Below are 21819 nucleotides of genomic sequence, written 5' to 3' on the forward strand. Positions count from 1 at the left end.
TCAGTGCTGTCTTTCTTTGTTTTTTTGTTTTTTATAAGCCAGCGGCGTCATCTTCATGGCATGTCTGAACCTGCTGATGAAATAACTTGTGCTGTTAAAACCAACTTGATAAGAAATGTCTGTCACACTCGCATCTCTTTGCTGCAATAAATATAAGCTTTTTTGAATTCTGTAATCTATAACGTAGTGTAACGGAGAACATTTTAAAAAGCGCTTGAAATAGCGGCAGCACTCAGAACGGCTTAGCTGCCCGGCTTTCGCAATATCCTCCAATGTGATTTTTTCAGCATAATGCTGATGGATCCAGCTCAGCATATTCTTCATCCTTTGGTTCTTCAACCATTCTGTTTCGATACATTCAAGGTGGAAGCAATTGGCGATTAAGTGTTTCCAAACAGACGTAAGTTTCATCGTGATATCTATTTCATAAAAGGGTGATTTTTGCTCGATGCATTTGTGGATCTCTAATACAGCATTCAGAATATTTTTTTCTAAAGGGTCGTCTGCGTGGATATATAAGTAAGGGACATTCGTTGCGTGAATCAAAGGTTTTACATAGGTCGTGTAGAGTTCCTGTGATAAAACGAAATGCGGGGAGACATTTAAACAGATATAAAGACAATCTGAACTGCCATGCTCCTTTGTCATATGCAGGCAGCCGCTGTTAATAAACAGCCCGTCGCCTTGACGGACAACCACCCATTCCTCATTTACTTGGAACAGCGCTTCTCCTTTTATTATAAGCACGAATTGAATTTCATCATGCCAATGAAGGGGAATATATCCGTGCAAATGGTTCTTAATGGTTTTTTCATAGCAAGCAACCGGCATAACAATTGTATGGTGTTTCGTCAAATCTTGCAGACTGTCATCCATCAGAAAGTTTTGCGTTTGCATGTTAAACACCTCAATATACTTATATTTTTAAATCCAATATTGGTATTAAGATGATGAATTCTCATATATCATAACATTATTGTTATATCTATGAAGCGATTGACTCAGTACAGGGAGGAATGCAAAATGGCATCTGAACATGTGAACCTTTACATTAATTCTGAACGTTTACTCAGCCGTCTTAAGGAGCTTGGTGAAATCGGACGTGACCGCAATGACAGACTCACAAGGTTAGCTGCTTCCGATGAAGATAAGGCGGGACGGGACTTATTGGTAACATGGATGGAAGAAGCAGGCTTAGAGGTTATGATTGATAAAATCGGAAATATTTTCGGGGTATGGTACGGTTCTGATCAGAATAATGATGCGCCCATTATGATCGGCTCTCATATCGACACGGTCATCAACGCGGGTATTTACGATGGATGTTACGGGGTTATTTCGGGACTTGAAGTCATAAACGCTTTAAAGGAGTCCGGCTTCAAACCGGAGCGTCCGATTGTCATGGCGGCTTTTACCAATGAGGAAGGTGTGCGATATACTCCAGATATGATGGGATCACTCGTATTCGCCGGAGGACTTTCTTTAGAAAAGGCGCTTCAGACCCGCGGTACGGATGGGACGAAACTGGGTGAAGAACTTAAACGTATAGGATATGAGGGAACAGAAAAGCCCGGCTTTTTAACACCGCACGCCTTTATTGAGCTCCATGTTGAGCAGGGGCCGATTTTAGACAAAACAGGCATTCCGGTCGGTGCCGTTGAGAATTTGCAAGGGATTTCCTGGAAGCGTATAACGGTTCAAGGCGTTTCAAATCATGCCGGGACAACTCCGACTGATATGCGTCAGGATGCCGGGCATGCAGCCGCACAAATCATAACGTATTTGCGCAAACGTGCCAATATGTCTAACGGCCAAACTGTCGCCACGGTCGGAACAATCAGTTTTGAGCCAAATGCTATCAATGTCATTCCATCATTGGCAGCACTTACAGTTGATTTGCGAGATCCGGACGAAAAGAGACTTCAAGAAGAAGAATCAGCACTGGACGATTACCTGAAAGATTTGGAAGAGGCTGAAAACGTATCTATCACATCTGAACAATTAGTCCGTTTCAATCCCGTTGTATTTGATAAAAACATTGTTGCATTAATTGAGCGGGCTGCCAATAAACGCGGACTGGAGTCAAAACGGATGACATCCGGTGCCGGGCACGATGCACAAATGATGGCCCGCATCTGTCCGACGGCTATGATTTTCGTTCCCAGTATAGAGGGGATCAGCCATAATCCTGAAGAATACACGAAAGATCATGACTTGGCTGCAGGTGTCAATGTATTATTAGATGTCGTTAGTGATCTTTCTTCTAACTAAGGAAACGGGAACATCAAGGAATACAAATCGAGATAAAGAGTGAAGATAGAGAGTGTCGTACAGAAAAGCCCTTCTCATCATTGATATCTCTGATGAAAGTTCAATTTTTCCCGGCGTATCAATCATGCCAAAGGTTTAACCGCCTTTGGCTTTTTTTATGTCAACTTTTGCGTCTGTTAAAATTGTTTTATAAACGGTGTGATCATATAATTGAATGAAAAAGGATGCATATCATGCCGATCAATTCTTTTGAAAACTATCCGATGAGCTGGAAGCCGGCGATTGATAAAACGGAAAAACCCATTTATAAAGCGATTGCAGAGAAATTAGAACAGGATATATTACAAGAAGTTTTATTACCCGGAACCAAACTGCCTCCTCAGAGAGAACTGGCTGATTTTTTGGATTTAAATGTAAGCACCATTTCAAAGGCTTTTAAAGTCTGCGAGTTAAAGGGTCTGCTGAGTGCCTCTGTCGGGAGCGGGACATTTGTTGCTTATGATGCGTTATCGAATGCGTATCTGCTGGAGGATACAAAGCCGAAGCATCTGATTGAAATGGGGGCGACGCTTCCGGATCAGGCTTCTTATGAGCCGCTGCTGCTCCAGCTGAAAAGTATGCTGCAAGAGGAAGATTATGAAAAGTGGTTTGGCTATGGCCGGACGGGTGAAAGTCTTTGGCATAAAGATGCGGCTGTTAAGCTGATTCGAAGAGGCGGATTTGAAACGTCCGTTGATCACATTTTATTTGCAAACGGCGGGCAAAATGCGATTGCCGCGGCATTGGCGAGTCTTTGTAAACCGGGTGACCGCATTGGAGTTGATCACCATACATACCCAGGCTTGAAAACGGCCGCTTCAATGCTGAGTGTGCAAATTGTGCCGATCAAATCAGAGAACAATGAAATGAGCCCTGTCTCATTTGAGTACGCGTGTAAAAATGAAAATATTAAAGGCATCTACCTCATCCCGGATTATCATAATCCGACAGCGTCCTTTATGTCTGTTGAGAATCGAAAAATGATCGCGAAAATCGCAAAAAAATATAACCGATTCATTATTGAAGATGCCTCGTACCATCTTCTTGGCAAGAATCCGCTTCCGGCAATCGCATCATTTGCACCGGAACAGGTCATTCACATTGCCGGTTTATCAAAATCACTGGCACCAGGGTTAAGGATGGCGTATGTCGCCGTCCCGAGTCAATATAAGGAGCCGATTTCAAAGGCGCTTTACAATTTAAATATAACCGTTTCCCCGCTGTTAGCAGAACTCACTGCACGCACAATCGTATCGAATCAATTTGAAATCTTAATTGACAGTCATCGTGAACAGACTATTCGCAGAAACAAAATGATCGATCAATATTTAAACGGCTATACGTGTGCAGGTGCTGAGACGGGAATCTTTCGATGGTTGCTGTTACCCGGAAATATGACAGGTGCTGCATTTGAAAAATCAGCCGCACAGCATGGAGTGCAAGTATACGCGGCTGAACGTTTTGTCGTCGGGAACAGTTGTCCGGAAAGGGCTGTAAGGGTGTCTGTCTGTGCACCGAAAACGCTTGGGGAGCTTGAGCAGGGACTGCTGATTCTTAAACGCCTGCTGGATGAGCTTATCTAATATTGTCCGCCATACAATTACTATATTGTATGGTTTTTTTGTGCGTGTTATGATAATCCAAATCTGTTGGAGGTTATAGAAAGGCAGGTCGGATTATGCTTCACAAAGACAGTGCAAAAGGGTCAGATACTCAATCGGCATTATTGGAGCAATTCATAGGTTCTTCTGATAAACAAAAAAGATTATATAAGCGTACTTTGTTTGTCGTCAGTCTTTCACAAATTTTCGGCGGCGCAGGGTTGGCGGCCGGAGTGACTGTCGGTGCGCTTATTGCACAGCAAATGCTTGGTACAGATGCGTTTGCCGGTGTGCCCTCTGCTTTATTTACCTTAGGATCAGCAGGCGCCGCGTTATTTGTGGGGAGGCTTTCTCAGCGTTACGGCCGCCGGACAGGTCTTTCAGCCGGATTTATGATTGGCGGACTGGGAGCGATAGGAGTCATCATTGCGGCTATTTTAAATAGTGTGTTTCTGCTGTTTGCTTCTTTGATTATTTATGGTGCGGGAACAGCGACAAATCTGCAGGCCCGTTATGCGGGTACGGACTTGGCAAATCATAAACAGCGGGCGACTGCTGTCAGTATGACTATGGTTTTTACCACATTCGGTGCCGTTGCAGGCCCGAATTTAGTGAATGTAATGGGGAACTTCGCTCGCTCCATTGGTGTTCCGTCACTGGCGGGTCCATTCATTTTAGCGGCGGCAGCATATATGTTGGCAGGTGTTACTCTTTTCATCATGCTACGTCCTGACCCTTTAGTCATAGCAAGAACAATAGAAATTGCCGGCCAAACACCTGATGATAGAGGACAAGTGACCGCCGACGAACACACAGAGAACAAAAAAGGTATTATTGCGGGTGCGGCGGTTATGATTCTTACTCAAATTGTAATGACTGCTATTATGACAATGACACCGGTCCATATGAGACATCACGGCCATGGCTTAGGAGCGGTAGGTCTTGTTATCGGTTTTCATATAGGCGCCATGTATCTCCCTTCTTTGGTGACAGGTGTGCTTGCGGATAAATTAGGCCGTACTGTAATGGCTGTATCTTCCGGAATGACGCTGCTTTTGGCAGGGCTCATATCAGCATTTGCACCGGGAGATTCTATGATTCTTATGGTCATTGCTCTGTCTTTGCTCGGGTTAGGATGGAATTTTGGTTTGATAAGCGGAACGGCACTGATTGTTGATTCAACTGAAACGTCAACACGGGCTAAAACCCAAGGTACTGTGGATGTTTTGATTGCGTTGTCCGGAGCCGCCGGCGGAGCATTGTCCGGAATGGTCGTAGCAGGTGCCGGTTACCTGACATTATCACTTGGCGGAGGGATATTATCGTTATTATTAATCCCGGTGGTGATATGGTCGCTTGGAAGTAAGGAATAGTATCTTATGTTTAAAAGCAGTGCGAGGCTCCCGTGGTTGAAAAACCCATGAAGCGTAAGTCCTCCCGGCTGCATCTCAATGATACCAAGGGTGTAACGGCCTTTGGTATTTTTTATGTTCTCTTTTATTTTTAAAGTTTACTCTTATTTGCTCTGCTCAATAGACTGTCGTTTTTAAAAAAGGTTCTAAAACGATACAAATGATGCGTTTGAACGGTTGTAAGTTTGATGTATTACAAAAAATAGCTGTTATATCCCTTTATATTCTTTATAGTAAATATACGGAAAATAAATAAGCGGTTAAAAATATTTTTAGTAAAGGAGAGTCATGTGGAAGAAGTTAAAGTTGTATACGCATTGATCAGAAATGAGTTCAATCAGATAGTAATGGCAGATAATCATGAGGGGCATTGGTCACTTCCGGGCGGAAAAGTTGAGCTTAATGAAAATCTAATAGAAGCAGCTGTACGTGAGGTATATGAAGAAACAGGGCTGGAAGTTGAAATTGGGAATATACTAGCTGTTAATGAAGCGAAATTTATAAAGAGAAATCATCACGCCATATATTTTTTCATTTGAAGCAAAAGTTACAGGAGGGAAAGAAGGGATTAAAAATGCTCAAGAAATATTGAAAATAGAATGGGTTGATATTGAACAGGCAAGTCAACGATTGCCTTATTACACCGAAGGGATTAAAAAGCTTATGAAAGGAAATGCGCTGTATAACAATCAGGGAACAATATACTGATAATCCCGTACTTTGATTAATGGTTGTGGAGGGTGAAGGGGTAAGGTACTCGTTCTTCAAGGAAAAAACAAAATAGTAATAATGATTTTTACTTGAACGACACTTAAGAATAATTTAAGGTTAAATATTGAAAAAATTTGTTAATATTATAATATATTGTTTGGAAATGTAATCTTTTATAAGGAGTTTTCTAATTGCGTTGGAGTAAATGGTTCAATATTTTTTGCATAGCAGCATTGGGATCAATATATGGCTATAAATTGTTTACTAATCAAGAAGTCAGTACGGCTCGTGTAATCATAGCTGCTGCTATTATCTTGTGGAACATTGTCGGACTTTTTAGCAAAGAACCAGTAAAACAAACACAGCAAGCAAACTAAAAGCTAAAAAATACTTTCCAATCGTTCAATAAAAAGTTGGTACAGAAGGATGCTGCAGCGTGCAGCATCCTTTTTATCATTTTTACAAAAAAACCAAGGGTTTAACCCCTTGGTTTTTTCGTAGTCTCCCTTTTTACGCTGCTTAAGATAATCGTCAAAATCATTCAAGTTTCATGCAGGCATCCAGATTCTGTTGCAATGATAAATGAAAATTGCCCTAAAAATGTGCCGGTTCATCAAAATACCAGTCCAAGCTGCAGATCTTTCTTTACATAGTATGTAGAGATTAAAAAATGAGAGAAGGAGTGGCGTAATGTATTATAACGATGGTGACGATCAACAGTACTTCCAGAAGAAAAAGCCATACAACGAGGCCTGTGACCTTGGCCATGATTTTGATATGGCGGACGACGATGCAAGAGCGGAAGCGGCAAGAGAAGCAGAAGCGAGAGCCAGAGCGGAAGAAGCCATAGCAAGAGCGGAAGAAGCAAGAGCCAGAGCGGCAGAAGCAGCAAAAGCAGCAGCTGAAGCAAAGGTAGAAGCGGCAAAATTAGCAGCCAAAGCAAAAGCGAAATGTAAAAAACGTCATAAGAAAGAGAAAAAACATGATTGCAAACGTAAGCACAAGAAGAAAAAATAAGAGCTTTTCATCATGTAAAAGATAAGATTCAATGTGTATTGATTTTATCCGTACAGGGGTGCAAAAACGATAAAGAAAAAGATTCTTGTCGGGGGATCAAACAGAAAGATTGCTCAGCAGAACCACGCATGGCAGGGCAAACATAATGTTCTATGGACTTCCATAGTTTGGTCGGGATATCACGCCAATAAATGTAAGTGCCTATCATGGCAGGAGAGACAAGAGTTTCGGCAGGTTGCCGCACTTGTCTTTTTTTTGTTTTTTCTCATCTTCGCGTATATGTATCTATTTTTAAGTTTGCAGAACATCTGTCTAAGAATTTGTCCAATTCCTACATATACTGGTATGGGAATCAAATGCTTATTGGGAGTGAAATAGATGGGATCAGCACAGTTAACGGGACGTGTCATCTTCAAAGGGGACCCCGGCTATACAGAGGCGGTTAAGAATTGGAACCCTTATGTTGATGTCTGTCCGCTTGTCTTTGTTTTTGCGCAAAATTCATACGATGTAAGTAATGCTATTAAATGGGCTCGTGAGAAGAATGTGCCTTTGCGTGTCAGAAGCGGCCGCCATGCTCTGGATAAAAATCTTTCCACGGTAAGTGATGGGATTGTTATTGATGTGAGTGACATGAATAACGTTTTCTTAGATGAAAAAAACGCGGTGGCAACCGTTCAAACCGGCATTCACGTCGGCCCGCTTGTAAAAGGTTTAGCTCGGGAAGGTTTTATGGCCCCGTTCGGAGACAGTCCAACCGTCGGAATCGGAGGAATCACGATGGGAGGCGGATTTGGAGTGCTTTCACGATCGATCGGCCTGATAAGTGATAACCTTCTCGCACTGAAAATGGTAGATGCCAAAGGCAGGATCATTCAAGCAAATCATTCCCGCAATGAAGATTTACTGTGGGCTTCCAGAGGCGGCGGAGGAGGCAATTTCGGATATAACACCCAATATACGTTCAAAGTTCACCGTGCCCCTAAAACCGCAACCGTCTTTAATATTATTTGGCCGTGGGAACAGTTAGAAACGGTATTCAAAGCATGGCAAAAATGGGCGCCGTTTACAGACGAACGATTAGGATGCTACCTTGAGATTTACAGCAAAGTAAATGGTTTGTGCCATGCGGAAGGATTGTTCCTCGGGTCAAAACCGGAGCTGATTCAATTATTAAAACCTTTATTAAATGCCGGAACGCCGGCACAAACAGTAATCAAAACACTATACTATCCGGATTGTATAGATTTCTTAGATCCTGATGAACCGATTCCCGGCAGGTCTGATCAGAGTGTTAAATTCTCCTCGGCGTGGGCGCTCAATCTTTGGCCGGAAGAACCTATTGCAGTAATGAGACAATTTTTAGAAAAAGCGACTGGGACAGAAACCAATTTCTTTTTTATCAATTGGGGCGGTGCGATAAGCAGAGTTCCAAGCAGTGAAACAGCCTTCTATTGGCGCCGTCCGTTATTTTATACGGAATGGACGGCCAGTTGGAAAAATAAATCACAAGAAGCTTCGAATCTTGCATCAGTTGAAAGAGTGCGTCAGCTGATGAAACCATATGTAACAGGTTCTTATGTGAATGTTCCGGATCAAAATATCGAGAACTTCGGAAAAGCATATTACGGCTCAAACTTTGCAAGGCTTCAAAGAATAAAGGCGAAATACGATCCCGAAAATGTATTCCGTTTTCCGCAAAGCATCCCGCCATCGTATAAATAGTTTGATCGTTGTGGGAAACAAAATAAAAAACACACCAGAACATTCAGGTGTGTTTTTATTGTTGCTATAAAAGTTGGTTATTTACTTATATTCCCAGTTAGGATGCCAAACAATTTCCCACAAGTACCCGTCGGAATCTTGGAAGTGACCGGCGTATCCGCCCCAAAAAGTATCATGAGCGGGAGCAGTTATCGTAACGTTTGATTCATGTGCGATGTCTTTGCGGTCCCAGAGGGCAAGTTTCAGTCCCGTTTGCAAGTCGTCCAAATCTGTACCGGCTGTTCCTTCTGTATTCTGTAGGCAGACCCAAGCCATCCCGATAGAAGTGCAGCGATTTTTCTAAATTATCTGCGCCTAAAGTAATTACTGTAATCCGCGGCTTCATAGCAATGCAACCTCCCAAGCTAAGCTAATGATAAGAAACATTTTCATTGAAAATATTTTGACATTTCAGTAAAGAACCTATATATTCATATATGAGCACATAATCATATATGGTTATTTTTGTGTCCATGTTAGAATGCTTCATAGCAGAAAAGAAATAATAAATACAGCGTATTAGATAAGGAGGAGATTTTTATGGGTCACAATCACAATCATGCTGGCGGATCCAATAAGAAGGTTTTATTGATCTCTTTTATCATGATTACAGGTTATATGATAATAGAAGCGATAGGCGGATTTTTAACCAATAGTTTAGCGCTTTTGTCAGATGCAGGCCATATGCTGAGTGATTCAATCTCATTAATGGTTGCTCTGATTGCTTTTAAATTGGCCGAAAAAAAGGCAAGTCATCATAAGACATTCGGCTACAAACGATTTGAAATTCTTGCAGCTGTGATCAACGGTGTTGCATTAATACTGATTTCCCTTTATATCATTTATGAAGCAATCAAACGTTTCTCTCATCCGCCGGAGATAGCAACAACCGGCATGCTGACGATAAGTATCATCGGGTTAGCTGTGAATATATTGGTCGCTTGGATTATGCTGAACGGCGGAGATACAAAGAATAACCTGAACATTAGAGGAGCTTACTTACATGTGATAAGTGACATGCTCGGATCTGTAGGTGCCATACTGGCTGCGATCCTTATCATCTTCTTCGGGTGGAGCTGGGCAGATCCAGTGGCCAGTGTCATTGTGGCTATTCTTGTGCTGAGAAGCGGTTACCATGTGACGAAAGACTCCATTCACGTATTAATGGAAGGAACTCCGGAAAATATCGATGTCACTGACATCATTCATACAATTGAAGAGACAGAAGGAATTCAAAGCATTCATGATTTGCACATATGGTCTATCACAAGCGGATTGAATGCTCTTTCCTGCCACGCTGTTGTTAACGATCAGCTGACCATTTCTGAAAGTGAAAGTATTTTACGCAAAATTGAACATGAACTTGGAGATCAAGGCATTACACATGTAACCATTCAAATGGAAACGGCAGCGCATAATCACGACAATACGATTCTTTGTCAGGCCCAAACTGAGAATCCGCGTGACCATCATCATCATTAAGGAGGAGATAGGGACTCACTTTGTCTGCTGACAATTAAGATAAAACCGGAGGGGGGATTCATATGTACGACACGATAGTAATCGGAGCCGGTCAGGCAGGAATCTCAGTAGGATATTATCTAAGGAAGTCGAAACAAAAGTTTATCATTTTAGATAAAAGTCATGAAGTGGGGGAAAGCTGGAAAAACCGGTATGACTCATTGGTCTTATTTACTTCTCGAATGTACAGCTCTTTGCCGGGAATGCAGCTTGAAGGAGACCAGCATGGACTCCCTTCAAAAAATGAAATTGCTGCTTATCTGAAAAAATATGTTGAAAGATTTGAAATCCCGATCCGATTACGGACAGAAGTAATAAGTGTCCAAAAATTAAACAACTATTTCTTAATTAAAACAAACCGGGAAGAATATCAAACGAAGAATCTGGTGGTGGCCGCAGGTCCTTTTCATACCCCTAACATTCCATCAATATCAAAAGATGTAGCCGGTCATATTCGTCAATTACATTCTTCACAATATAAACATTCAAAACAACTGGCGCCTGGGAATGTACTGGTAGTCGGCGGCGGGAATAGCGGGGCTCAGATAGCTGTTGAGTTATCCAAAGAAAGAGTTACATATTTGGCTTGCAGTAAAAAACCGGTTTATTTCCCTTTATGGATTGGAAAAAGAAGCATCTTTTGGTGGTTTGATAAATTAGGAGTTTTACATGCAAGTCATACATCAATATTAGGCAAGTTCATTCAAAAGAAAGGCGACCCCATATTTGGGTATGAATTAAAACATGCAATAAGACAGAAGAAGATCATCTTAAAACAAAGAGTCATAGCCGGAAAGCAAAATGAAGTCATTTTTAAAGATTCATCTTCATTAGAAGTAAACAATGTTATTTGGGCAACTGGTTTTAAGAATCCGCTTTGGTGGATGAAAATAGAAGGTGTTTTGGATAAGGAAGGCCGAATTATACATCACCGGGGTGTTTCAGCTGCGGAGGGATTGTACTTTATTGGTTTGCCTTGGCAGCATAGGCGAGGTTCAGCGCTGCTTCAAGGTGTAGGAAATGATGCTGAATACATTGTAAAACAAATGAACGGCGGATAGACTGAGGAGAGCAGTAACTTACGGGTTTACTGCTCTTTTTTGTGTTGAATACGTCCATCAGTGCAACTATTTTAGTCCGCGCATATTCAGTTTGAACTAAATGGATTCACATGGAGCGCGTGCTTCACTCCTCGTTCAGACTCTCTAATTTAATTCTTTCAAGTAAAAGTCGAAATAGCTCAAATAACAAGAAGTTAAAAAACTGCAAACCCCGCCGTATACGTATCCGCCCACTATAGAGTTCATTAATTACTTGGGACCATAGAAGAATTGTCAATGTCACTTCCGATAGTTGTAACCAGCCAAAAAAAGAAAATGGGGAGGGTGTGCTTAATTTGCACAATCTTTTATGTAGAAGTGGCCCAAGGAGCCATCCTGCATTTTGCATTCGAATGAACCTGTCGTAAAAAATTGAGAGCAGACTTAAATATCTGCTCAACTCGCTGTTATTTCTCAATGTTGAATCGGTCTTTGATCTTTTCAGGCAGTTTCTCGGCCTTAATAGCTTCAGATTCTCCGGTATAACCCTCATAGCTCCTCGGAACGCGTACAATGTCACCTTCTTGATAAGGCTTTTCAACAAAGAAAGAAACCATCTTTTTCTTACCTTTCTCGTTATACCCTTCTAAATTGTAAACGTAGTTGCTATTATTTTTGTTTTTTTCCGCTTTTCCGTGAATTTGTACGTAATAATCGCTTTCCAGCACGGCGCCTTGATCAGCGCATCCTCCTAATATGAAAACCGATAGGCAGCCTAATATAATAATGAAAATGCTCATGTTTTTCATTCTTCATCACTCCTTTTATATTTCTTATTCTAATGAACACTGCATATCGAATAAATGCGGATACCTTACACTTACCTTACTTTTTTGTAAGAATTCCTGATATAAAAGATAATGATTCAGTTGCAGAATAACAAATAATGGGTAAATGCAATCTCGTTTGGAAGGAGACTGATATGATCATTAAAATGACTCCATTTTTTAATATGAAAGAATTCAATAAACCAAACAACCATTTGCTGTCTCAAGGAGAATTGCACCTGCATTTGAAAGCAATGTGTGGAATATACCGAGGAACGATTTGCTGAACCTTATGTTAAGAAAAATGAAGATGATGATGTCAGTTACGTTGAAGAAGAGGGGAAAGCGGTCTTTTTTTATTACAACTGCGCCGGCCGGATTAAGATACGTTGCAAATGTAATAGCGATTTTTGTCTGACCATTTTAATTGATTGGCAGTCAGTGAAAATAGACATTTGTAATGAATTTATCGTTGCTCCTCCTAATAAGCGGCTTTAACTGCCAAGTTTCTGTTTCTCTTCATACCATTTGCGAAGCTGATGAATATGAGCTTGATGATATCTATTATGGTCTGCCATATGCCATATTCCCCATTGAATGGTTGATGATTTGGTCCTTTATAATCAATCTCCTGCTGTGACATGTCTGACACAATGGATATTAAGCGGCTGTCATTTTCATTAACGGCAGAATACAGCGTTCCCACAAGATGATCCATGTGCGTTTCACCTTTTAAATCTAAAATCATTAACCCCACCTCATTAGCACAATTTTCATATCAGTTTGCCTTATTACTCATATTTGTCAAGCCATCCGGAGAATGGGCCGCTGTAAGACGAAGCTATGAAGCAGGCTCTCTTTGCCTGCTTTTTTTTGTGTCGGCTTTACATCTGACATGTTGCGTTATCTGAAACTGTACCTTTTTAAATGTCAGACAGTGTTATATGATACTCTGCAGATATTCAAGAATATGTACTTGGAGGACATTCTCATGCGAAATTTTAATGTTGCTATCCCTACGCCTTTTCATGAAGATGAAAGTTTATATTTAGAAGGATTTGATGCTATTGTCGAACATTTGAAAAACAGCGGTATCCATTCGTTACTCATATGCGGCACGACTGGTGAACAGCATTCACTCAGCATAGATGAGCGTCTTCAGATCATTGAGTATGTTAATCAGCGAAAATTTGAAGATGTTGAACTGATGTTCGGTGTTTCAGCCGTAAGAACCAGTGATGCCGTCAAACTGATGAAACACATCGAGAAAACCAATATTGATTCTGTACTGATTGGTTTTCCTCCTTATATAAGACCGACACAGCAGCAAGCCGTTTATTACGTTGACGAACTTCTCAGTCATACCTCTAAAGAGGCTGTGCTTTATAATAACCCCGGCCGGACCGGTTTTAATCTGAGTGAGAAAGCGCTTAAAGACTTAATAAGCCGGCATCCCGGGATAAGGGGGCTGAAAGAAGGAGGAGACGTTCTGCGTCATAAACAAACAGAGTTCCCTGATCACTTTATTTTGTTTGCGGCAGGAGACGTTGAATTTCCGAAGATGCTGAGTAACGGGTGTAACGGCCTGTCAAGCATGGCCGGAAATGTCTATCCTGAAGAAATCAGAGAAAGCTTCAGCAGCTTATCAGAAAATAAACCGATTAATCTGGATCGAATAAACGATCTGATTGCTGAAGTGACAAATCATCATACTGTCATGAATATAAAAAATCACTATAAGAAGATTGGGATTCAAGCAGGCAGCTGCCGGTCACCCATTATATAAGAAATGTTCCGTCGCGGATAAGTGAAACATGTGATCAGCGCGCTTTCTGTACTTGGATTAGGCTTAATAAGCAAGTTTTATAATACTGTCATTAGCGGGGGCGTAAGCATTTGTTTAACTTTACATAAGGGAACCCTTATGATATGGTGATTATTGTTAATATTGACAAGAAAGAGGTGAAAGCGATGATAACGATTTATGGAATTTTGTATGGTGAAAATGCAAAAATTGGAAACATCTTGGCGGATAAAGGGAGCAGTCTGTCCTTTTTTAAGCCAAATCATCATACAAAAACAGTTATCGGTGCTTTTTCTCTATGTCAAATAAACGATAATCCAATGACATAATGTCCTTGTTTATTTGTGCATGATGTTATTTAAGCGTAACACCGATAATTGTGTCGGTGTTTTTTTGTGCCTGATTTTAAAAAAAGGTTAGATGATCACTCCCTTCTATTTACTCAAACAAACCAGAGTTTTATGGAAGGATGAGAAAACATGCAACAAAAAAACAAGTATATAAGAATTCAAGAGTTCCTGAAACAAAATAAGTTTCCTGATTTTAGAATGAATCAAATCAAAAATGCTGTGTTCAAAGGGAGAATAAATCATTTTAATGAAATAACGGTTCTTCCTAAATCCTTGAGAAAATTGTTAATGAATGAGTTTGGAGAGTCAATTTTAAATATTGCTGCTTTAAAAGTGCAGCATTCTGAGCAAGTAACAAAAGTCTTATTTGAAATTTCAGGAGACGAAAAAATAGAAACGGTCAATATGAAATATAAAGCTGGCTGGGAGTCATTTTGTATATCCTCGCAGTGCGGCTGTCATTTTGGCTGTGCATTTTGTGCAACAGGAGATATTGGTTTAAAACGCAGCTTAACATCAGATGAAATGACTGACCAAATTTTGTACTTTCACTTAAAAGGACATTCAATTGATAGTATTTCTTTTATGGGAATGGGAGAAGCATTAGCGAATGTACAAGTTTTTGATGCTTTACATGTGCTTACAAATCCGGAGTTGTTTGCTTTAAGCCCTCGTCGGTTATCTATTTCGACCATAGGTATTATTCCGGGCATTAAAAAAATCACTCAGGATTATCCGCAGGTCAACCTGACGTTTTCATTACATTCTCCTTTTAACGAACAGCGAAGCAAGTTAATGCCGATAAATGAACGCTTCCCGTTATTGGAGGTAATGGACACATTAGATGAGCATATACGTGTGACCTCAAGAAAAGTTTATATTGCTTATATTATGCTGCCGGGAGTTAATGATTCTATTGATCATGCGAATGAAGTAGTACGTCTTTTAAGAAGCAGATATAAGAGAGGGAACTTGTTCCATGTAAACATCATTAGATATAACCCGACTGTTAGTTCACCTATGAGATTTGAAGAAGTAAATGAGAAACAAGTTGTAAACTTCTATAAAAAATTAAAGTCAGCAGGAATTAACGTGACCGTCAGAAGTCAATTTGGCATTGATATAGATGCTGCTTGCGGACAATTATATGGAAATTATCAAAAAAATAAGAACCGATAAATCAGGTGCAGAACTCGGTTTGACTTCATATTATTTCATTTGATAACATAAAATGGTTATTGTGATTGAAAAAAAGATACCCGTTTTTATAAAAAAGGAGTCATAACGTTGCTGAAAAGGTTTTTTCTTGTTTTTCTTACGCTGATAATGTCTATATTTGCTGTATTCGCGGCTGCTGAAGAGTCTCCCGGCGATCGTGTCATTTCTTTTGACGAGCCTATGATTTTATTGATCTCGCTCGGAATCATTTTATGTTTGTTCATTCCGCCATTCGTCATGTCCTTTTTTAGCAGCTTGGTTGTGAGAATCATATCCGGAGTCTATCAATGTTTTATCGTTCTCACGTTTGCGGGCCTCATTCCGATTGGATTTCTGATCCCCAATGGCTTTTTGACAATTCTTGCTGCCGTCCTGGGAACTTTGGTCAGTTCAGCTAGTGTTGCGGTCACCTTATTCGTTGGCAGGACAGAGAACACAAATAAGCTTTCGTAAGCGGTTTTGACAACAATAACACGTCCTGAAAACACCAAGTGTCACAGACCCTTGGTGTTTTTTAATTCCGGCAGAAAAGAAGGTATAATGGGCGGGGGAGAGGTGTCAGCCAATGAAAATAACCAGAGAGACATTAGAAAAACAGCAAATTTGGATATATGGTGCGACTCTTGTGATCGGCGGATTAGCGGGGATCGCCGGGAAAGATTCAGGACTTCGCTGGGGATGGACGATATCACCGCTTATCGCTGTTCTCATGTATGCCATGTTTGCCCAAATCCCATTCTTAAAGCTGAGGGAAGCCATGTCAAACCTCAAGTTTATGGCGGCTTTACTGATCGGTAATTTCTTAGCTGTACCTGTCGTTGTATGGGTGTTAACCGCCATTTTTCCTCAATCTCCTCCTATATTATCAGGGGTTTGTTTGGTATTGCTTACACCTTGTATTGATTACGTCATCGTCTTTACTCAGCTCGGCAAAGGAAATGAGAGATTAATATTGGCTTCCACGCCGGTTTTGTTCGCCGTTCAGATGGTATTGCTTCCGTTATACCTGTGGCTGTTTATCGGGAAAGAAGTGATAGGGGCTGTTCATGCGGGACCGTTTCTGGAAGCATTCTCATTGTTAATAGCGGTGCCGCTGCTGGCGGCGGTGATGACTCAATTATGGGCTGATAAGAAACCGGCGGGAGAAAAGGTGTTGGAATGGACGGCGTGGCTGCCTGTTCCTTTTATGGCTCTGGTTTTATTGGCGGTCGTCGCCACACAAATCGGCAAAGTCATCAATGATGCTGACATCATTATACGTGTGATTCCGATCTATCTGCTATTCCTGCTCATTATGCCGTTTGTCTCCCGTTTTATCGCATATGCGTTCCGTCTGGATACAGGTGAAGGAAGAGCATTGATCTTCAGCACGGGCTCAAGGAATTCACTCGCAGTCCTTCCGCTAGCGCTGGCTCTGCCGGATGCTTGGGCCTCATTAGCCGCTGCTGTTATCGTCACACAGACGATTGTTGAGCTGATCGGTGAATTGGTTTATATCAAAGCGGTGCCCGGATGGCTGCTGAAATAAAAAATAATCTGCGCTGAAAAAAACATACCAATAGATATTGGTATGTTTTTTATGAGAATTATAAAGTTGCAATATCAATAACGAAACGGTAGCGGACATCGCTTTGGAGAACCCGTTCGTACGCTTCGTCGACTTGATCGGCCGGTATCACTTCAATTTTAGGAGCAATGCCGTGCTCGGCGGCGAAATCAAGCATCTCCTGAGTCTGCGGAATACCGCCGACGAGTGAACCCGCAATGCTGCGGCGGCCCGTGATTAAGGAGAACACACTGTATGAGTCCGGCTTAGCGGGCGCTCCCACATTTACCAATGTACCGTCAATGCGAAGCAGGGATAAGTAGGCATCTACGTCAAGGTTCGCGGATACTGTATTTAAAATAAGATCAAATCGTCCGGCCAGCTCAGTAAATGTATCCGGATCGCTTGTCGCAAAGTAATGATCGGCTCCAAATTCAAGCGCTTCGTCTTTTTTGTTCATTGAGCGGCTGAGGACGGTGACCTCTGCGCCTAAAGCGTGCGCGAATTGAACGGCTAAATGTCCGAGCCCGCCCATTCCGACAATCGCCACTTTTTTGCCGTGACCGGCATTCCAGTGTTTCAGCGGAGAATAGGTGGTAATGCCCGCGCACAATAGCGGACTGGCAGCATCCAAATCCAGCTGATCGGGAATACGGACAACGAATCTGTCAGTGACAACTATTTTCTGGCTGTAGCCTCCGTACGTAGGGTTTCCGTCGTAGTCCAGGTTATTATAGGTCTGAACAACGCCTTTTGTGCAATATTGTTCGTCTCCGTTCAGGCAGTATTCACATTCCCCGCAGGAGTCTACAAAACAGCCGACACCCACACGGTCGCCGGCGGCAAATGTGGTGACTTCTTCACCCACGGCTTCCACAACTCCGGCAATTTCGTGCCCGGGAACCATCGGAAAGATTCCGCCGCCCCATTCATCGAATGCGCTGTGGATGTCTGAGTGACAAATCCCGCTGTACTTAATATCAATCAGGATATCGTGCGGCCGTAATGCTCTTCTCTCAATCGTCGTCCGCTCAAATTTAGCTTTGGCATGCGGAGCGCTTAATACACGAGTCGGATGATTATTGCACATGGTTATCTTCCTTTCCAAGATAAAGTGATGAATCCTCTGTTCGGTTTTACTTTAAATGTTAAAGCGGACTTTAAGTCAAGGGGTTTGGTTTATTTTTTTATGAAATGATATTCTATAATGGCACGCTTATGAAAGGTATGAAGGACGGGTGGTAAGAATATGAAGATTGCGCAGGCTGCAAAGCAGGTTGAGTTATCAGCCGCGACGCTTAGGTATTATGAAAGTATAGGACTGATTCCTCCGGTAAAACGCGATGAAAGCGGCATCCGCGATTATGACGAAGGTGATGTGAATTGGATTCAATTTATAAAATGCATGAGAAGTGCCGGGCTGTCGATTGAGGCTCTGATTGAATATACCGCTTTATTTATTGAAGGAGCCGATCATACGATCGAACCCCGAAAAAACATCCTTATAAATGAAAGGAAAAGGCTGACGGAGAAACAGAGGGAAATTGATGAAACCATAAAACGATTAAACAGGAAGATTGAGGATTACGAAGATATCCTGGAAAATGAAGCGAAACTTAAAAACAGATTGAAAGCTGAATGTATTTCTGAATGAAGAGAAGGTGTCCCGGGCGCCGGGCCGCATGAAATGTACCAAGGGAAACGAGCCTTGGTTTTTTTATTTTCTAAAGAGAGGAAACAAAACAGCTTTTTCTATCTTATCAATCATTACTTATCCTTTTTTCAGCTTGACTTTTTTACTGCAGACTTTTAAAGTGTGAAATGTTGCTTAGACTGTGATAGCGACTTTAATGCTGAAAAGAGGTGGTTTACCCAGATGAACAATAAAAAGAACCCTTGGGCGTTATTGCCTTTAGTCTTATTCGTAGGGCTTTTTGTCGGCTCTGGTCTGGTGACCGGAGATTTTTATAAATTGCCGATCTTGATTGCCGCGATCATTGCGTCAGCTTTTGCGCTGTTATTTAACCGGAAGAAATCGCTCAATCAAAAAATAGAATGGTTCGCTTCCGGTGCGGGACATCCTGATATTATCATTATGGTTATGATTTTTATATTGGCAGGTGCCTTTGCTTCAGCGGCTGAGGCGATGGGAGCGGTGCATTCAACTGTCAATCTTGCTTTGAGCATTATTCCGCAGCAGTTTTTGCTGCCGGGGCTGTTTATCATTGCTTGTTTCATTTCTATATCGATGGGAACATCAATGGGCACGATTGCGGCGGTTGCGCCGATCAGCGCCGGTTTGAGCGGAGAGCTTGGCATCTCCAGCGCGATACCGATTGCGGCTGTGGTCGGCGGAGCTATGTTCGGAGATAATCTTTCTTTTATTTCAGATACGACCATTGCGGCAGTCCGGACGCAAAAAACACAAATGAGGGATAAATTCAAAACGAACTTTCTGATTGTTTTGCCCGCTGCCATTGTGACTGTTATTATCTTATTTTTTATTCCGGCAGGCCACGCCCTCCATACGGATGCTGCATCTTACAGCTGGATTAAGGTGCTTCCTTATGTCGCCGTGTTAGTTTTTGCGTTAATCGGTATTAATGTGATGGCTGTCATATTCGGCGGATTGGTTTTGACGGGAATCATCGGATTGGCGGGCGGGAGCCTGACGTTTGATTCTTATTTTAAAGCGATTACGGATGGAGTTGCCGGAATGAGCGACCTTATCATCCTGTCCATGCTGATCGGCGGAATGGTCGGTGTGATGAAACAAAACGGCGGGATCGACTTTTTACTGGAGTTCATCACGAAACGAATCCGTTCCAAAAAAGGCGCCGAAGCCGGCATTGCCGGATTGGTCAGCGTGACGAATCTGGCTGCGGCCAATAATACGATCTCGATTATCGCAGCCGGGCCGATTGCAAAGAATATTGCTGATAAATTCAACATCGACAACAGAAAATCGGCAAGTATTCTGGATATCTTTTCGTGTATGATACAAGGATTAATTCCTTACGGCGCGCAGCTGTTATCTGCGGGGAAATTCGGGAATATTTCACCCGTCAGCATCCTGCCATACTCTTTCTATCCCGTTTTAATCGGAATCTGCGGCATCGCCGCCATTATATTTGGACTGCCGAAATTCACAAGAAATACGAAATAAAAGATAAAAAAAGGCGCCGTTCGGCGCCTTTTTTCTTTCATGACAGCCAAGCTTTTCTCAAAAGCTGTACGCCCTGTGTGATCTGATCCGTATCGAGATGGGCGAAACCTAACTTTATGATCGGCGGTTCGGGTTTTCCGGCAACGAAATAAACAGCGGTAGGATATACCTTCACTCCGTACTGAAAAGCGCGTTCGATTAATGTTTCTTCTGTATAGTTCAGGTGAACTCTCACCAATATATACAATCCCGACTGCTCGCCGATGATCGTCACTTGCTCGCCGAACTGCTGCTTAATATGTGAAGTCAAGTGCTGCATCTTACGCTTGTAGACAGTGCGCATGCGCTTAATATGGCGGGTCCATTCACCGGCCTTCATCAATTCAGCCATGGTCAGCTGGTTAAGCGAAGAAGCGGTGCTTTCGAAATGAATAAACCGTTTTTTATACCGGTGCAAAAAGCGCTGCGGCAAAACCATATAGCTTATGCGGATGCCCGGTAGAAAGGATTTTGAGAAATTCCCTAAATAAATCACCCGGTCTGATTGAATGGAAGCAAGAGCGGGAAACGGCTGCTGTGTATAACGGAATTCACTGTCATAATCATCTTCAAGAATATAACCCTCTCTATGATTCACCCAATTGATCAGTGTTTGGCGCTGCTGAATGGACATGCTTACGCCGTAAGGGCTGTGATGGGATGGGGTCACATAGATTAATTTTTCTTTCATTGCATGCAATTGAGAAAAATCAGCTCCGTTTTCATAGACAGGCATCGTTTCCAGAGATAGCCCGTGAAATTGAAATGCCGCTCTGGCCCCGTCAAACCCAGGGTCTTCAACGATAATTCCGGAAAAATCCTCTTTCAGAATCCGGCTGAGATATATCAGCATCTGCTGGGTGCTGCTGCCGATGATAACCGAATCCGCATCTGTTTTCACTCCGCGTGATTCCAAGAGATAAGCGGCAATTTGTTCACGCAGGTTTCTCTCGCCGAACGGTTCACCGTACAGAAAGCTTTTCTCTGATGCCAAAACTTGATTGTATAATTTTCTCCATGTTTTCAGAGGAAAATGCTTTTGATCGACGGCTCCGGCGCGAAAATCAATCAGGGCCGGCTGAGCTGATTCGGTTTTCTCAGCGTAAACAACATCATGTTCTTGTTGAAATAAAGAGGGTTCTATTTCATTTGCAAAATATCCTTTGCGTGTTTCTCCGCGAATGTATCCCTCCGCTAAAAGAAGATCATAAGCCATCAGCGTTGTATTGCGGCTTACCCGCAGGGAATCCGCCAGCTCGCGAATGGAAGGCAGCCGCTCATCTGCCTGAATATTTCCCTGCTCAATCAATGTTTTAAATTGCTCGTAAATTTGTTTGTATTTCGGGGTGCCGCTTCTGAAAGCGAAAATCAAATTCTTCATCAGATGTTCTCCTCTGACATGTGTATTTATTTGAAACTGTATCTTTTTAAATGTCAGTTGATATTTTATTATAGCGGAAAGCGCTTTATCAATCCATGTTCAGAGAGGAGAG

The 21819-nt window shown here is 42.0% G+C and carries 20 protein-coding genes and 3 pseudogenes; 17 read left to right on the plus strand and 6 right to left on the minus strand.

Annotated elements, in window-relative coordinates:
• Entirely contained in the window at positions 1–897 is an 897-nt protein-coding gene (locus HAP68_RS02500; protein WP_003156118.1) for an AraC family transcriptional regulator, read from the minus strand.
• A gap of 126 nt (positions 898–1023) precedes the next feature.
• Here HAP68_RS02500 and HAP68_RS02505 point away from each other — a divergent pair, with 126 nt between their 5' ends.
• The 7 genes from HAP68_RS02505 (at position 1024) to HAP68_RS02535 (ending at position 8776) form a co-directional block, all read left to right on the plus strand.
• Positions 1024–2271: a Zn-dependent hydrolase gene (locus tag HAP68_RS02505; RefSeq protein ID WP_024084932.1), complete on the plus strand. Its 1248-nt coding sequence runs from the start codon at positions 1024–1026 to the stop codon at positions 2269–2271.
• A gap of 233 nt (positions 2272–2504) precedes the next feature.
• Entirely contained in the window at positions 2505–3893 is a 1389-nt protein-coding gene (locus HAP68_RS02510) for an aminotransferase-like domain-containing protein (protein ID WP_024084933.1), read from the plus strand.
• Positions 3894–3985: 92 nt separating this feature from the next.
• On the plus strand, positions 3986–5284 hold the full coding sequence (locus HAP68_RS02515) for an MFS transporter (RefSeq protein WP_088037521.1): 1299 nt from the start codon (positions 3986–3988) through the stop codon (positions 5282–5284).
• 329 nt (positions 5285–5613) lie between these two features.
• Positions 5614–5862 (plus strand): NUDIX hydrolase, encoded by a 249-nt coding sequence (locus tag HAP68_RS02520; protein ID WP_095324161.1) that lies wholly within the window; start codon positions 5614–5616, stop codon positions 5860–5862.
• A 363-nt stretch (positions 5863–6225) separates the two neighbouring features.
• Positions 6226–6411, plus strand: a complete 186-nt coding sequence (locus HAP68_RS02525; RefSeq protein WP_015388652.1) for a hypothetical protein — start codon at positions 6226–6228, stop codon at positions 6409–6411.
• A gap of 313 nt (positions 6412–6724) precedes the next feature.
• Complete coding sequence (locus HAP68_RS02530; RefSeq protein ID WP_024084935.1) at positions 6725–7051, plus strand: hypothetical protein; 327 nt, start codon at positions 6725–6727, stop codon at positions 7049–7051.
• 378 nt (positions 7052–7429) lie between these two features.
• Positions 7430–8776 (plus strand): FAD-binding oxidoreductase, encoded by a 1347-nt coding sequence (locus HAP68_RS02535; RefSeq protein ID WP_003156110.1) that lies wholly within the window; start codon positions 7430–7432, stop codon positions 8774–8776.
• A gap of 81 nt (positions 8777–8857) precedes the next feature.
• Here HAP68_RS02535 and HAP68_RS02540 read toward each other — a convergent pair.
• Positions 8858–9161 (minus strand): annotated as a pseudogene (locus HAP68_RS02540) (VOC family protein).
• Positions 9162–9355: 194 nt separating this feature from the next.
• Here HAP68_RS02540 and HAP68_RS02545 point away from each other — a divergent pair.
• Together HAP68_RS02545 and HAP68_RS02550 are read left to right on the plus strand one after the other, a co-directional pair.
• Entirely contained in the window at positions 9356–10297 is a 942-nt protein-coding gene (locus HAP68_RS02545; protein ID WP_014304426.1) for a cation diffusion facilitator family transporter, read from the plus strand.
• A gap of 62 nt (positions 10298–10359) precedes the next feature.
• Entirely contained in the window at positions 10360–11397 is a 1038-nt protein-coding gene (locus HAP68_RS02550; protein WP_024084936.1) for a flavin-containing monooxygenase, read from the plus strand.
• Between the two features lie 446 nt (positions 11398–11843).
• On the opposite strand, the gene HAP68_RS02555 is transcribed toward HAP68_RS02550, so the two are convergent.
• A complete protein-coding gene (locus HAP68_RS02555) occupies positions 11844–12185 on the minus strand; it encodes a YxeA family protein (protein ID WP_003156104.1) in 342 nt (113 codons plus the stop codon).
• Between the two features lie 173 nt (positions 12186–12358).
• Between HAP68_RS02555 and HAP68_RS19475 the strand changes: the two are divergent.
• Positions 12359–12605: pseudogene (locus HAP68_RS19475) on the plus strand (GNAT family N-acetyltransferase); the annotation flags it as partial.
• Between the two features lie 92 nt (positions 12606–12697).
• Here HAP68_RS19475 and HAP68_RS02560 read toward each other — a convergent pair.
• Positions 12698–12951 (minus strand): annotated as a pseudogene (locus HAP68_RS02560) (hypothetical protein).
• Positions 12952–13194: 243 nt separating this feature from the next.
• On the opposite strand from HAP68_RS02560, the gene HAP68_RS02565 reads away from it, so the two are divergent.
• The 5 genes from HAP68_RS02565 to HAP68_RS02585 all read left to right on the plus strand — a co-directional run bounded on the left by HAP68_RS02565 (position 13195) and on the right by HAP68_RS02585 (position 17103).
• Complete coding sequence (locus tag HAP68_RS02565; RefSeq protein WP_003156098.1) at positions 13195–13989, plus strand: dihydrodipicolinate synthase family protein; 795 nt, start codon at positions 13195–13197, stop codon at positions 13987–13989.
• A 143-nt stretch (positions 13990–14132) separates the two neighbouring features.
• Complete coding sequence (locus HAP68_RS02570; RefSeq protein WP_003156096.1) at positions 14133–14336, plus strand: hypothetical protein; 204 nt, start codon at positions 14133–14135, stop codon at positions 14334–14336.
• 150 nt (positions 14337–14486) lie between these two features.
• Positions 14487–15536, plus strand: a complete 1050-nt coding sequence (locus tag HAP68_RS02575) for a Cfr family 23S rRNA (adenine(2503)-C(8))-methyltransferase (protein WP_003156095.1) — start codon at positions 14487–14489, stop codon at positions 15534–15536.
• A gap of 108 nt (positions 15537–15644) precedes the next feature.
• Complete coding sequence (locus tag HAP68_RS02580) at positions 15645–16028, plus strand: hypothetical protein (protein WP_024084937.1); 384 nt, start codon at positions 15645–15647, stop codon at positions 16026–16028.
• Between the two features lie 112 nt (positions 16029–16140).
• Entirely contained in the window at positions 16141–17103 is a 963-nt protein-coding gene (locus tag HAP68_RS02585) for an arsenic resistance protein (RefSeq protein WP_014304430.1), read from the plus strand.
• 58 nt (positions 17104–17161) lie between these two features.
• Here HAP68_RS02585 and HAP68_RS02590 read toward each other — a convergent pair whose 3' ends face one another.
• Complete coding sequence (locus HAP68_RS02590) at positions 17162–18211, minus strand: NAD(P)-dependent alcohol dehydrogenase (RefSeq protein WP_015388640.1); 1050 nt, start codon at positions 18209–18211, stop codon at positions 17162–17164.
• A 159-nt stretch (positions 18212–18370) separates the two neighbouring features.
• Here HAP68_RS02590 and HAP68_RS02595 point away from each other — a divergent pair, with 159 nt between their 5' ends.
• Both HAP68_RS02595 and HAP68_RS02600 read left to right on the plus strand, forming a co-directional pair.
• Positions 18371–18775, plus strand: coding sequence for a MerR family transcriptional regulator (locus HAP68_RS02595; RefSeq protein ID WP_015388639.1), 405 nt, complete (start codon positions 18371–18373; stop codon positions 18773–18775).
• A 222-nt stretch (positions 18776–18997) separates the two neighbouring features.
• Positions 18998–20287: a Na+/H+ antiporter NhaC family protein gene (locus HAP68_RS02600; RefSeq protein WP_003156086.1), complete on the plus strand. Its 1290-nt coding sequence runs from the start codon at positions 18998–19000 to the stop codon at positions 20285–20287.
• 37 nt (positions 20288–20324) lie between these two features.
• Here HAP68_RS02600 and pdxR read toward each other — a convergent pair whose 3' ends face one another.
• Complete coding sequence (gene pdxR, locus HAP68_RS02605) at positions 20325–21707, minus strand: MocR-like pyridoxine biosynthesis transcription factor PdxR (protein WP_024084938.1); 1383 nt, start codon at positions 21705–21707, stop codon at positions 20325–20327.
• Positions 21708–21819: the final 112 nt, after the last annotated feature.

The sequence above is a fragment of the Bacillus sp. Bvel1 genome (assembly GCF_014872755.1).
In the GTDB taxonomy this organism is placed as follows: domain Bacteria; phylum Bacillota; class Bacilli; order Bacillales; family Bacillaceae; genus Bacillus; species Bacillus velezensis.